The following is a 13,137-nucleotide window of genomic DNA, read 5'->3' on the forward strand; positions in this document are numbered from 1 at the left end:
GATTAAAAACTTACGCTTCGCGTTCGAGGCCGAAATGCCGGTAGGCATGCTGCGTCGCCAGACGGCCGCGCGGCGTGCGCTGGATAAAGCCCTGCTGGATCAGGAACGGTTCGATCACGTCTTCGATGGTCTCGCGTTCCTCGCCGATCGCCGCCGCCAGGTTATCCAACCCGACCGGGCCACCGGTAAACTTGTCGATAATCGCCAACAGCAGTTTGCGATCCATATAGTCGAAGCCTTCGGCATCCACGTTAAGCATATCGAGCGCCTGCGCCGCCACCGCGCCGCTGATCACGCCGTTGGCGCGCACTTCGGCGAAGTCGCGCACCCGGCGCAACAGACGGTTGGCGATACGCGGCGTGCCGCGCGCGCGGCGGGCTACCTCATGGGCGCCCTCGTCGGACAGCTCCAGCCCCAGGCACCCGGCGCTGCGAGAGACGATGTGCTGCAGATCCGCCACCTGATAAAACTCCAGCCGCTGGACAATGCCGAAGCGATCGCGCAGCGGTGAGGTCAGCGAACCGGCGCGGGTGGTTGCACCCACCAAGGTAAACGGCGGCAGATCGAGCTTAATCGAACGCGCCGCCGGCCCTTCGCCGATCATGATATCCAGCTGATAGTCTTCCATCGCCGGATACAGCACCTCTTCCACCACCGGTGACAGGCGGTGGATTTCGTCGATGAACAACACGTCGTGCGGTTCGAGGTTGGTCAGCATCGCCGCCAGATCGCCCGCCTTCTCCAGCACCGGGCCGGAGGTGGTACGCAAATTCACGCCCATTTCGTTGGCCACGATGTTGGCCAGGGTGGTTTTCCCCAGCCCCGGCGGACCGAAGATCAGCAGGTGGTCGAGCGCGTCGCCGCGCTGCTTGGCCGCCTGGATGAAAATCTCCATCTGCTCGCGCACGTGCGGCTGGCCCACATATTCGGTCAACAGCTTGGGACGAATGGCGCGATCGAGGACTTCTTCCTCGTTGAGCGGTTCGGCGGAGATCAGGCGATCGGCTTCAATCATTATCTACCTCTTAGCGGCCTTACAAAGCAGCGCGCAACGCGTCGCGGATCAGGGTCTCGCAGTCGGCACCCGGTTTGGCAATTTTGCTGACCATGCGGCTGGCTTCCTGCGGCTTATAGCCCAGCGCCACCAATGCCGAGACCGCTTCGGCCTCCGCATCCGCCTCAGGCGCTTTCTCAGCGGCGGACGGCAAGCTGATCTCGCTGCTGTTGAATAGATCGCCGTTGAGCCCTTTGAAGCGGTCTTTCATTTCTACCACCAGGCGTTCGGCGGTTTTCTTGCCCACGCCCGGCAGCTTGACCAGCGCGGTGATCTCTTCACGCTCCACCGCGCTGACGAACTGCTGCGCGGACATGCCCGACAGGATCGCGAGCGCCAGTTTCGGCCCGACGCCGTTGACCTTGATCAGCTCGCGGAACAGCGCGCGCTCTTGCTTATCGTTGAAGCCGTACAGCAGCTGCGCGTCTTCGCGCACCACGAAGTGGGTAAACACGATGGCCTCTTGCCCCAGTTCCGGCAGCTCGTAAAAGCAGGTCATCGGCATGTGCACTTCATAGCCCACGCCGTTCGCCTCCAATAACACCAGCGGCGGCTGCTTTTCCAGAATATTTCCTCTGAGACGACCTATCATTTACCCTCCTGCAGAATGACCGGGCATGGCGCCCTGCCATGCCGTTGCTGGTAAAGCTTATAACATAAAAAAGGCTGGATGAATATCCAGCCTGAGCAATCATCGCTTCGCGTCAGCGCAAACGCCCGCGCGCCAGGTTAAGCCGCCCTTCGCTCATCCGCAGCACGTTCTGGCTGAGGTGGCAGTGGGTGATGGCGATGGCCAGGGCGTCGGCGGCGTCCGCCTGCGGGTTGGCCGAGAGTTTGAGCAGCGAGCGCACCATGTGCTGCACCTGCGCCTTTTCGGCTGCGCCGGTGCCGACCACGGTTTGTTTGACCTGCCGCGCCGCATACTCGAACACTTCCAGATTCTGATTCACCGCCGCGACGATCGCGACGCCGCGCGCCTGACCGAGCTTGAGCGCCGAATCCGGGTTCTTGGCCATAAACACCTGTTCGATGGCGAAGAAGTCTGGCTGAAACTGGGTGATGATCTCGCTGACGCCGGCGTAAATCAGCTTCAGCCGCGTCGGCATGTCGTCCACCACCGTGCGGATGCAGCCGCTGGCGATATAGCTCAACTGGCGCCCCTGCTGGCGGATAAGGCCATAGCCGGTGACGCGTGAGCCGGGATCGATACCGAGTATGATCGCCATATCTACATCCACCTTGCATGCACGGCGCCGCCTGATGGCGGCGCCCGTTTTACCGGATTACAGCGTCGCCGCCACTTCGTCGGAGATCTCACCGTTATGGTAAACTTCCTGCACGTCGTCGCAGTCTTCCAGCATATCGATCAGGCGCAGCAGCTTAGGCGCCGTTTCCGCGTCCATGTCGGCCTTGGTCGATGGGATCATCGACACTTCCGCCGCTTCAGCTTCGAAGCCCGCCGCGGTCAGCGCGTCTTTCACCGCGCCCAGGCTTTCCCAGGCGGTGAACACGTCGATGGCGCCATCGTCATAGGTCACGATGTCTTCCGCACCGGCTTCCAGCGCCGCTTCCATCACGCTGTCTTCATCCAGGCCCGGTGCGTAAGTGATTACGCCCTTCTTGGTGAACAGGTAGGCAACGGAACCGTCGGTACCCAGGTTGCCGCCGCATTTGGTGAAGGCGTGACGCACTTCCGCCACGGTGCGGTTACGGTTGTCGCTCAGGCATTCGATCATGACGGCGGTGCCGCCAGGGCCGTAGCCTTCGTAGATGATGGTTTCCATGTTGGTATCATCATCGCCGCCCACGCCACGCGCGATCGCCCGGTTCATGGTGTCGCGCGTCATGTTGTTCGACAGCGCCTTGTCCATCGCCGCGCGCAGACGCGGGTTGGAATCCGGATCGCCGCCGCCCAGCTTCGCGGCAGTGACCAGCTCACGAATAATCTTGGTGAAAATTTTACCGCGCTTGGCGTCCTGCGCCGCTTTACGGTGCTTTGTGTTGGCCCACTTACTATGACCTGCCATAAAAAATCTCCGAAAAAAACTACTGGACTGAATTGATCACGAACTCTTCAATCGCCTGCTGATTGCTCCACGACTTGGTCAACTTCACGGCCTCGGCCGCCTCAAGCCATTGGTAAGCGTGATGCTCGGTAATCACCGGATCGCGCTCCTCGGGCAACGCCAGACAGAACCAGTGCTCTTTATTGCGCGTGGTTCCCGGCGCATAGCGATGTCGCAAATGGACAAAGAGTTCAAACTCCACGCAGCGTTGGCAATCGAACAACGGCAGGTGCTCTGCTTCGATATCGATGCCGACTTCTTCCATGACTTCACGCCGCGCGGCATGCGGTGGCGACTCATCCTGCTCCAGACTGCCGGTGACCGACTGCCAGAACTCGGTATCGTCGCGCCGCTGTAACATCAGCACCCGACCACTGGATTTCGCGTAAATCACTACCAGGATAGATTCAGGGCGCTTATAACTCATCACTCGCTCTCTTGTTCCGCACCGGCTTTCTTTACCACGCTGATCGCCAGCTCCTGCAGCGACGCCGGGTTGGCGAAGCTCGGGGCGTCGGTCATCAGACAGGCCGCCGCGGTGGTTTTCGGGAAGGCGATCACGTCGCGGATATTGTCGGTGCCGGTCAGCAGCATCACCAGACGGTCCAGGCCGAAGGCCAGGCCGGCGTGCGGCGGCGTGCCGTACTTCAGCGCGTCCAGCAGGAAGCCGAACTTCTCGCGCTGTTCGTGTTCGTCGATGCCCAGAATGCTGAATACCGTCTGCTGCATTTCGCTGCGGTGAATACGCACCGAACCGCCGCCCACTTCGTAACCGTTGATGACCATGTCATAAGCGTTGGCGATAGCGTTGACCGGCGCTGCGGCCAGCTCTTCCGGGCTCATGTCGCGCGGCGAGGTGAACGGATGGTGCATCGCCGCCAGGCCGCCCTCTTCGTCTTCTTCGAACATCGGGAAGTCGACCACCCACAGCGGCGCCCAGCTGTCGAGTTGGGTCAGCCCCAGATCGCGCCCCAGCTTCAGGCGCAGCGCGCCCATCGCATCGGTGACAATCTTGAAGCTGTCTGCGCCGAAGAACAGGATGTCACCGGTCTGCGCGTCGGTACGCGCCAGGACAGCTTCCAGCACTTCCGCGCTGAGGAATTTGGCGATCGGGCTCTGCACGCCTTCCATGCCGGCGGCGCGGTCGTTGACCTTCAGCCAGGCCAGGCCTTTCGCGCCGTAGATGTTGACGAAAGCGCCGTACTCGTCGATCTGCTTGCGGGTCAGCTGTGCGCCGCCCGGTACGCGGATCGCCGCCACGCGGCCTTTGGCGTCGTTGGCCGGGCCGGAGAACACTTTGAACTCGACGTCCTTGACCAGGTCTGCCACGTCCACCAGCTCCAGCGGGTTACGCAGGTCCGGCTTATCGGAACCAAAGCGACGCATCGCTTCGGCGAAGGTCATGACCGGGAAATCGCCCAGATCCACACCCTTCACGTCCAGCCACAGTTCACGCGCCAGTTTCTCCATCACTTCACGCACCTGGTCGGCGGTCATGAAGGAGGTTTCGACGTCGATCTGGGTAAATTCAGGCTGACGGTCCGCACGCAGGTCTTCGTCACGGAAGCATTTGACGATCTGGTAGTAACGATCGAAGCCGGACATCATCAGCAGCTGTTTAAACAGCTGCGGAGACTGCGGCAGCGCGTAGAATTTGCCCTTGTGCACGCGGCTCGGCACCAGGTAATCGCGGGCGCCTTCCGGCGTCGCTTTGGTCAGCATCGGCGTTTCGATGTCGAGGAAGCCGTGGCTGTCCATAAAACGGCGCACGAAGCTGGTGATTTTGGCGCGGGTCTTCAGACGCTCGGCCATTTCCGGGCGGCGCAGATCCAGGTAGCGGTATTTCAGGCGCGCTTCTTCGCTGTTGACCTGGTTGGAGTCCAGCGGCAGCGGCTCGGAGCGGTTGATGATCTCGAGCGCGTGGGCAAACACTTCCACTTCGCCGGTGGCCATATCTTTATTGATCTGGCTGTCCGGACGCGCACGCACGGTGCCGACGATCTGGATGCAGAACTCATTGCGCAGGTCGTAGGCCTTGTCGAACGCCACTTTCTCGTCCGGATCGAAGAACACCTGCACGATGCCTTCGCGGTCGCGCATATCAATAAAGATCAGGCCGCCGAGATCGCGACGACGATTGACCCAACCACACAGAGTGACTTCCTGGCCCACGTGGGACAGATTCAACTGCCCGCAATATTCAGTACGCATACGCTATCCTTTTACACAGCCGATGCCGCGCCGGGCTACTGCGCCCCTGTCGCGCGGCTGTTATCTGATAAATTCTACTTGTTACCCGGTTTAAAATCCGTCGCATACCAGCCGGTGCCCTTAAGCTGGAAACCGGAAGATGAAATCAACTTGGTCAACGCGGGCTGCCCACACGCCGGGCAGTCTGCCAGCGGCGCATCGGAAAATTTTTGCAATTTCTCTAACCGATGGTTGCAAGCACCACATGCATATTCATAAATCGGCATAGGTCGTTGGATTAAAGAGTGTTGAAAAAAGGGAGTCATTATAAAGGAAATTCATCCGCCCGATAAGTGCGAACACAGCATTGTTACTGCACTAAATGGCGCGTTTTTGTTCGAATCAACACATCGGTTAACAAATTTCCCATTAACCTGCGACAGTTTTTTCACGTAGCCTGATTCTCCCCCGGTTTTGCGCCGAACGCAGCTCGCCCGACGCGCCGAACAGTTTTTATCCACTTCGCAACGAGATGAAATCCATGCTGAAACTTGACGCTCAAACCACCGCTCTGGTGCTGATCGATTTGCAAAACGGCATTCTGCCCTACGCCGGCGGCCCGCACGGCGCCGACCAGGTGGTGGCGAACGCCACCCTGCTGGCCGCGCGTTTTCGCATGCTGGGCGCGCCGGTGCTGTTGGTGCGAGTCGGTTGGTCAGACTCCTTCGCCGAGGCGCTGAAACAACCGGTGGATAAACCGGCTCCCGCGCCCGCCGGCGGTTTGCCGGCCACCTGGTGGGAGTTCCCCGCGCCGCTGGCGGTCTGCGACAGCGATATTCTGATCACCAAGCGCCAATGGGGCGCCTTCTACGGCACCGATCTGGACTTGCAGCTGCGCCGTCGCGGCATCAAATCCGTAGTCTTGGGCGGCATATCCACCAATATCGGCGTGGAATCCACCGCCCGCGCCGCCTGGGAACACGGCTATGAGCTGGTGATCGCCGAAGACGTCTGCAGCGCGCAGAACGCGGAAATGCACCGTTTCGCGTTCGAACACATCTTCCCGCGTTTGGCGCGGGTGCGCGACACCGGCGAAATTCTTGCCGCGCTCGACCGGTAACGTTAAGTTGTAGCCTGATAAGCCAAGCACAAGTAAAGGAAGACAAGCCGTGATCTACATCGGACTGCCACAGTGGCAACATGCAGCCTGGAACCGTATCGGGCTGCGCGACTTGGCGGATTACAGCCGCTACTTCAACTGTGTGGAGGGCAACACCACCTTCTATGCGCTGCCGAAGCTGGAAATCGTGCAGCGCTGGCGCGACATGACCGGCGACGATTTTCGCTTTTGCTTCAAATTCCCGTCGGACATCAGCCATAAGGCCGCCCTGCGCAACTGCGCCGCCGAGCTGCAGGCGTTTTACCACTGCCTGAGCCCGGTGCATCAACGCATCGGGCAATTGTGGCTGCAGTTGCCAGCCGCCTTCGGCCCCGATGAGCTGCCGCGCATGTGGCAGTTCTTCGAAAGCCTGCCGCAGGAGTTCACTTACGGCGTCGAAGTGCGTCATCCGGCATTTTTCGCCAAAGGCGAGGAAGAGCGCGCGTTGAATCAGGGGCTGCATCAGCGCGGCATCAATCGGGTGATCCTCGACAGCCGCCCGGTGCATCACGCCGCCCCTAATACCGCCGCCGTGCGCGATGCCCAGCAGAAAAAACCGAAGCTGCCGGTGCACGCGTTAGTCACCGCCGACCAACCGCTGGTGCGCTTTATCGGCGGCGACCAATTGGCCGACAACCTGCGCTGGTTCGAAGCCTGGCAGCAAAAACTGCCGCTGTGGCAGCAACAGCATCAACCGTATCTGTTTATTCATACGCCGGACAACGGCGATTCGCCCCAGCAAGCGCAAAAAATTTGGCAGCAGCTGCGCCGGGCGATCCCCGATTTGCCTGCGCCGCCGGACTGGCCAGAGCAAGATGCACTGTTTTGACCTATTAATCTGACCAATAACATCTAATATTTCCCCGCGACAGTGAATACAATGACGGCTATGATGCTGGCTGCCAGTTTTGGTTAGGGAACGGAGTTAAAAATGGTAAGCGCGCTTTATGTAGTGCTCGGCGCATTGTTGTTGATCAAACTCTCTTATGACGTTGTCAGATTAAGGATGCAGTACCGCGTAGCCTACGGCGACGGCGGTTTTTACGAATTACAGACCGCCATCCGCGTGCATGGCAACGCCGTTGAATACATTCCTATCGCTGCTGTATTGCTGGTGATTATGGAAATGAACGGCGCGGAAATCTGGATGATCCACCTTTGCGGCCTGATGCTGATGGCCGGGCGACTGGTGCATTACTACGGTTTGCGCAACCGCGAGGTTCGCTGGCGTCGTTCGGGCATGGCCGCGACCTACATCTCTTTGTTGTTGATGGTTCTGGCAAATATCTTCTATCTGCCCTGGGATCTGATTTTCAGCCTGCATTGATCCCGTTTTATCATCAGGCGGCCGCGCCGCCTGCTTCCGCTCCGCTTTTTTACGCTTTTCTGTTAGACTACGCAGCTTCGAATTCTGAACTGATTTGCCGCTATGCCAAACCGCGATACTCTTTTCTCCGCCCCCATCGCCAAACTGGGCGACTGGACCTTCGACGAACGCGTCGCCGAAGTGTTTCCCGACATGATCCAACGCTCCGTTCCCGGCTATTCCAACATCATCTCGATGATCGGCATGCTGGCCGAACGTTTTGTGCAACCCGACAGCCGGGTGTATGACCTGGGCTGCTCGCTGGGCGCGGCGACGCTGTCGATGCGGCGGAATATCAGGGTGCCCGGCTGCACTATCGTCGCCGTCGACAATTCGCCGGCGATGGTGGAACGTTGCCGCCGCCATATCGACGCCTTCCGCGCCGACACGCCGGTAGACGTCATCGAAGCCGATATTCGCGACATCGACATCGAAGACGCCTCGATGGTGGTGCTGAACTTTACGCTGCAGTTCCTCGAACCGGCCGATCGCCTGCGCCTGCTGGAAAAAATTTATCGTGGCCTGCGCCCGGGCGGCGCACTGGTGCTGTCGGAAAAGTTCAGCTTTGAAGACGCCGAAGTCGGCGAGCTGCTGTTCAACATGCACCACGATTTCAAGCGCGCCAACGGGTACAGCGAGCTGGAGATCAGCCAAAAACGCAGCATGCTGGAAAACGTGATGCTGACCGACTCGGTGGAAGCGCACAAGGCGCGTCTGCAACAGGCCGGATTCGAGCATGCCGAAGTGTGGTTCCAGTGCTTCAACTTCGGTTCATTGATCGCTCTGAAAGCGGGGGATGCGCAATGATCGAGTTTGGTGACTTCTATCAGCGCATTGCCAAGAGCCCCCTCAGCCACTGGCTGGATACGCTGCCCGCTCAGCTGAGCGCCTGGCAGCGCGAATCGCTGCACGGCAAATTCAAGCAGTGGTTCAACTCGGTAGAGCATTTGCCGACGCTGACTCCCACCCGTCTCGATCTGCTGCACGGCGTGCGCGCCGAGATGGAGCCGGGGCTGTCGCCGGGCCAGCTTGAAGGCATCGAGAAAATGCTGCGCACCCTGATGCCGTGGCGCAAAGGGCCCTTCTCGCTGTATGGCATCGATATCGATACCGAATGGCATTCCGACTGGAAATGGGATCGCGTACTGCCGCACATTTCTCCGCTGGCCGGCCGCACCATTCTCGACGTCGGCTGTGGCAGCGGCTATCACCTGTGGCGCATGATTGGCGCCGGCGCACACTTCGCCGTGGGTATCGATCCGATGCAGCTGTTCCTGTGCCAGTTTGAAGCCGTGCGCAAACTGTTGGGCGGCGATCAGCGCGCCCATCTGCTGCCGCTCGGCATCGAGCAGTTGCCGGATCTGGCGGCGTTCGACACCGTGTTCTCGATGGGGGTGCTGTATCATCGCCGCTCGCCGCTCGATCATCTCTATCAGTTGAAAAATCAGCTGGTGGCTGAAGGTGAGCTGGTGCTGGAAACGCTGGTGGTGGAAGGCGACCGTCACCAGGTGCTGGTGCCGGGCGATCGTTATGCGCAGATGCGCAACGTGTATTTCATCCCTTCCGCCGAAGCGCTGAAATGCTGGCTGGAGAAGTGCGGCTTTATCGACGTGAAGATCGCCGATATGTGCGTCACCAGCCTCGAAGAGCAGCGACGCACTGACTGGATGACCAGCGAATCGTTGGCCGAATTCCTCGATCCGAACGATCGCAGCAAAACGGTCGAAGGCTATCCGGCGCCGCTGCGCGCCGTGCTGACCGCCAAAAAGCCCTAGCGCACGCTAATCGGGCCGGCCTGCGCCGGCCCGCCTTCACCCGTTACTGACATCGACAATCCGCAGTTCATAAACCATCGTCGCGTTTGGCGGGATCTGCGGCGCATAGCCAGTTTCACCGTACGCCAACGCCGGCGGCACCACCATCGTCAGCGAGCCGTGATTTTTCAGATGGCCGATAGCCTCGCGGAACAACGGCGGATAGGCGGAGAGCGGCTGGGACATCACCTTCCCACTGCGATCCATATCCTGAATCACGCGACCGTCGGTTAAACTTTCTTTCACCACGATATCCACCCGCGCGTTTTCCGTAATGGCCTCATCACCCGCATAATCGATGCGATACCAGAAACCGGAAGGCGACTTCTGCGTGCCCTTCTTCTTTTGGAACTCGGCAACGAACGCCTCACCTTTGCTGGCCTGCGTCTTCGCCGCCTGGTTTCTGGCGTCGTTCACCGCTTTTTCCGACTCCGCCAGTGCGCTGTTCAACTGCGCATCGCTCAACTGGTAATGGCCGTTGAAGGTATCGATCACGCCCGCCAGCAGCGCGGTTTTGTCGGGCGTGATACCCCAATTTTTACGTTCCGCCAGCATTGTTTGAATATCGCGCCCCAAAGCGACACCGGCGGCATAGCTCTGTTGCTCCGGCTTTTTCTTCAGCGCTTGCCTATCCGGCAGCCATTTGGCCCGCGATCTCAGCCCGTCCAGTTCCTCACGCAAGGCTTGCTGCGCCTGATGCGCGGCCGCCAGCTCCGTCGCCGTTTTATCCGCCTGTTGCGCCGCTTTATCCCGTTGCTGCGCAGCCTGCGCGCTTTCCGCCGTTACCACCGCCAAACGTTGTTCCAACGCTTTAGCTTGTTCGGTTTGCGTCTTGTTTTTTTCCTGCAGCTGCGCCAGCTGCTGAAGTTCACCCGCCGCTTTGGCGGCCTCGATCTTTTGTTGCTCCAGCGCCATCTTCAGGTTTTTCTCTTGCTGCTCGGCCTGCTGGCGTTGGTCATCACGCTCTTTTTGCAGCGCTGCCAACTGCTGCTGAAGTTCCCCCGTCGTTTTGGCAGCCTCGGCCTTTTGCTGCTCGAGCGCCATCTTCAGGTTTTTCTCTTGCTGCCCACCCTGCTGGCGTTGGCTTTCCTGCTCTTTTTGCAACTGCGTCAGTTGTTGTTGCAGTACGCCGAGCGCCTTGGCGGCTTCGGCCTTCTGCTGTTCCAGTTCAGCGGCGGCCGCTTTTTGGTCCTGTTCATAACGCTGGCGCGCTTTATCATTGGCAGCTTGCGCCGCCGCCAGTTTCTCCTGCCAAACCTGTTGCTGCGCGTTATCAGACTGTTTTGGCAAGGCCGCCAACCGTTGCTCCAGCGATGCGATGCGTCGATCCCGCTCCTCGGTTTGCTGCTTTTGCCGCGCTAACGCCGCTTGCGCCTCAGCGATTTGCGCCTGAGCCTTACGCTCCTGCGGCGTCAGGTTCAGCGCCTGTCGCACGCCGCTGGCAAAGTCGCTCAACGCGCTCAGATCGGGCGCCGGAGCCGGTTTATCGGCAACCGCCAGGGAAGACGCGACGCGCAACGCGGTCAGCTCCTGCTGCAGTGATTGAATAGCGGCTTGCTGTTGTTCCAGTCGAGTCTCTTTCTCACGCAGCGCCTTTTGCAACTGCGTCAGTTGCTTTCTCTGCGCAGCCGTTTCACGAAGTTGAACCGGCCGGGACGCCGGCTTTTGGATTTCCCGGGGCGGGGTAACCGCGGCGTCAGCCGCCGGTGCATCCTGTTGCTGGTAGCGCTCGGCAAACTGCAATAATGCAGGCACATCGTCATCCGCCACGGCCAGCGTTGGCGCAAGCGCCAGCGATATCATCAGGCTCAGCAGTGCCTTTCTCGCACGCGGGGTCATTGGGCGCGTTCTCCGCGCTCAGCCAGACCGGTCATCATTGCAGAACTGATGTCTGCGCAGAGACGGCTGGTGCGATAACGATACAGCGCATCGACGGTTTCCTGCGTGCCCGTATTGATCCGCTGGCGCACGCCGGCATACTGCGCCGCACCGCTCATCAAGGTATCGAACTCGCGTTTGAATTTCTGATATTTCTCGTTATCCATGCCGCGCATGGCATCCAGTTCGCGTTGGCACTGCTGCATGCGCTCGGCCTCACGCTGCCGCTTATCCTGCTCCGCAACTTCTTCTGCGCTGGGCGGCCTACTCAATGTAGAAACGGGCCGCTTGGCGGTCTGGCAGCCGGTCAGGGCCAACGTCAGTAAAAGCGCAGCGGTCCAACAGTGTGCCGTTCGGGTCATTATCGTTATCTCCTTGTAAAGTCCGCCGTCGATGTGCTCTGTGGCTGCGCCGACGGCTCTCCTCATTGGTGCTGTGATGTTCCGGCCATAAAAACCGGCGGTGAACAGGTATAAAATGCAGACGCGATAATGAGCGGCAGAGCGCAAATCATTCACCACGACAATACATACCAAAAAAATCATTTAATATTATGATATTTAAAGGATTTTAACTCACAAACTTATCAGTAGGGCATGACGAGCGCAAGAGAAGAGATGGCGCCTGACCGAGCGAGCAACAGTGCAGGAATGGGCCAGTGTCTTAACAAGACATAAAAAAAGCCCCGGCAAAACGCCGGGGCCTGGTACTTGCGTGATCGCCGAAGGCTCAGTGACACGCAAAGGGGTCTTACGGCCCGGAAACCGGTTATCAAACGCGGTTAGCTGCGTGTTTATGCGCTTTGCGCCAAGGGGTCAACCAAGGCCAGCGCGTTTTTCATCGCCTCCACCATTTCGCCATCCACGCAATAATGGCTAAATTCGTCAAACTCGTTATCGGAACACATGGTGACCCCCGCCTTGCGATAACGCATGGTCGATGGCACCAGATGGCCGGAAGAGCTGTGCAATTCATGCAGGCCGATATCGACAAACTTGTGCAAATTGCTCAGACGCACGCCGGCGCCCGCCATGATCACCGGGCCCTGGCTGGCCTGACGCAAATCACGCAACAGCGGCAGGCCCAGTTCGGCGCTCTGCTGTTGACCGGAAGTCAGAATGCGCGCCACGCCCAGGTCGGTCAGTTGCTCCAGCGCCACCATCGGGTTTTGGCACATGTCGAATGCGCGATGGAACGTGACGGCCATCCCCTCGCACAACGCCATTACCTCGCGCATGCGCGGCAGATCGATATGCCCTTCTTCGTCCAGCATGCCGACGACCACGCCGGGGAATCCCAACTCGCGGATCTGGCGGATATCCTGCTTGATCACCTCGAAATCCACCGCGCCATAACAGAAATCGCCACCGCGAGGGCGTACGATCGGATGAACCGGAATCGAAACCCGTTCCCGCGCCAAACGCAGCGTGCCATAACTCGGCGTCAATCCGCCCTCGCTCTGGCTGGCGCATAACTCGATACGATCGGCGCCCGCCCGTTCGGCCGTTAGCGCGCAGTCGACGCTAAAGCAACAAACTTCCAGTTTTATCATTGTCACCCCCAGATAACGGCCAACATACGGCGGCAATTGTTCATTTCTTCATTTCTCA

Annotated in this window: 15 protein-coding genes; 5 read left to right on the forward strand and 10 right to left on the reverse strand. The window is 59.5% G+C overall.

The window, feature by feature from the left end:
* Positions 1-10: 10 nt before the first annotated feature.
* The 7 genes from ruvB to ACSBQS_RS10015 all read right to left on the reverse strand — a co-directional run bounded on the left by ruvB (position 11) and on the right by ACSBQS_RS10015 (position 5,636).
* Positions 11-1,015 (reverse strand): Holliday junction branch migration DNA helicase RuvB, encoded by a 1,005-nt coding sequence (ruvB, locus tag ACSBQS_RS09985; protein ID WP_033643352.1) that lies wholly within the window; start codon positions 1,013-1,015, stop codon positions 11-13.
* Positions 1,016-1,034: 19 nt separating this feature from the next.
* Positions 1,035-1,646 (reverse strand): Holliday junction branch migration protein RuvA, encoded by a 612-nt coding sequence (gene ruvA / locus ACSBQS_RS09990; protein ID WP_033643353.1) that lies wholly within the window; start codon positions 1,644-1,646, stop codon positions 1,035-1,037.
* A gap of 112 nt (positions 1,647-1,758) precedes the next feature.
* A complete protein-coding gene (gene ruvC / locus ACSBQS_RS09995) occupies positions 1,759-2,280 on the reverse strand; it encodes a crossover junction endodeoxyribonuclease RuvC (RefSeq protein WP_004932367.1) in 522 nt (173 codons plus the stop codon).
* A gap of 57 nt (positions 2,281-2,337) precedes the next feature.
* Positions 2,338-3,081: a YebC/PmpR family DNA-binding transcriptional regulator gene (locus ACSBQS_RS10000; protein WP_004932370.1), complete on the reverse strand. Its 744-nt coding sequence runs from the start codon at positions 3,079-3,081 to the stop codon at positions 2,338-2,340.
* A 19-nt stretch (positions 3,082-3,100) separates the two neighbouring features.
* Positions 3,101-3,547, reverse strand: a complete 447-nt coding sequence (nudB, locus tag ACSBQS_RS10005; RefSeq protein WP_004932373.1) for a dihydroneopterin triphosphate diphosphatase — start codon at positions 3,545-3,547, stop codon at positions 3,101-3,103.
* Complete coding sequence (gene aspS / locus ACSBQS_RS10010; protein ID WP_033643354.1) at positions 3,547-5,331, reverse strand: aspartate--tRNA ligase; 1,785 nt, start codon at positions 5,329-5,331, stop codon at positions 3,547-3,549. Before aspS ends, nudB begins: the two co-directional genes overlap by 1 nt.
* 74 nt (positions 5,332-5,405) lie before the next feature.
* Positions 5,406-5,636 (reverse strand): FmdB family zinc ribbon protein, encoded by a 231-nt coding sequence (locus tag ACSBQS_RS10015; protein WP_320204121.1) that lies wholly within the window; start codon positions 5,634-5,636, stop codon positions 5,406-5,408.
* Positions 5,637-5,851: 215 nt separating this feature from the next.
* On the opposite strand from ACSBQS_RS10015, the gene ACSBQS_RS10020 reads away from it, so the two are divergent.
* From ACSBQS_RS10020 to cmoB, 5 genes are all read left to right on the forward strand, one after another.
* On the forward strand, positions 5,852-6,430 hold the full coding sequence (locus ACSBQS_RS10020; RefSeq protein ID WP_434990406.1) for a hydrolase: 579 nt from the start codon (positions 5,852-5,854) through the stop codon (positions 6,428-6,430).
* 52 nt (positions 6,431-6,482) lie between these two features.
* The gene (locus tag ACSBQS_RS10025) at positions 6,483-7,298 is read left to right on the forward strand and encodes a DUF72 domain-containing protein (RefSeq protein WP_096242837.1); all 816 of its coding nucleotides are present in this window, start codon (positions 6,483-6,485) and stop codon (positions 7,296-7,298) included.
* A gap of 102 nt (positions 7,299-7,400) precedes the next feature.
* Positions 7,401-7,796, forward strand: coding sequence for an MAPEG family protein (locus tag ACSBQS_RS10030; protein ID WP_004932387.1), 396 nt, complete (start codon positions 7,401-7,403; stop codon positions 7,794-7,796).
* A gap of 102 nt (positions 7,797-7,898) precedes the next feature.
* The gene (gene cmoA, locus ACSBQS_RS10035; protein ID WP_033650946.1) at positions 7,899-8,642 is read left to right on the forward strand and encodes a carboxy-S-adenosyl-L-methionine synthase CmoA; all 744 of its coding nucleotides are present in this window, start codon (positions 7,899-7,901) and stop codon (positions 8,640-8,642) included.
* A complete protein-coding gene (cmoB, locus tag ACSBQS_RS10040) occupies positions 8,639-9,610 on the forward strand; it encodes a tRNA 5-methoxyuridine(34)/uridine 5-oxyacetic acid(34) synthase CmoB (protein WP_197666126.1) in 972 nt (323 codons plus the stop codon). Before cmoA ends, cmoB begins: the two co-directional genes overlap by 4 nt.
* Positions 9,611-9,646: 36 nt before the next feature.
* Here cmoB and ACSBQS_RS10045 read toward each other — a convergent pair whose 3' ends face one another.
* From ACSBQS_RS10045 to cutC, 3 genes are all read right to left on the reverse strand, one after another.
* Complete coding sequence (locus ACSBQS_RS10045; RefSeq protein ID WP_434990410.1) at positions 9,647-11,488, reverse strand: FKBP-type peptidyl-prolyl cis-trans isomerase N-terminal domain-containing protein; 1,842 nt, start codon at positions 11,486-11,488, stop codon at positions 9,647-9,649.
* Complete coding sequence (locus ACSBQS_RS10050; protein WP_197666125.1) at positions 11,485-11,889, reverse strand: hypothetical protein; 405 nt, start codon at positions 11,887-11,889, stop codon at positions 11,485-11,487. Before ACSBQS_RS10050 ends, ACSBQS_RS10045 begins: the two co-directional genes overlap by 4 nt.
* A 431-nt stretch (positions 11,890-12,320) precedes the next feature.
* The gene (gene cutC / locus ACSBQS_RS10055) at positions 12,321-13,079 is read right to left on the reverse strand and encodes a copper homeostasis protein CutC (RefSeq protein WP_060660624.1); all 759 of its coding nucleotides are present in this window, start codon (positions 13,077-13,079) and stop codon (positions 12,321-12,323) included.
* Positions 13,080-13,137: the final 58 nt, after the last annotated feature.

It is taken from the genome of Serratia sp. H402Y (assembly GCF_051172415.1).
Lineage (GTDB): Bacteria > Pseudomonadota > Gammaproteobacteria > Enterobacterales > Enterobacteriaceae > Serratia > Serratia ureilytica.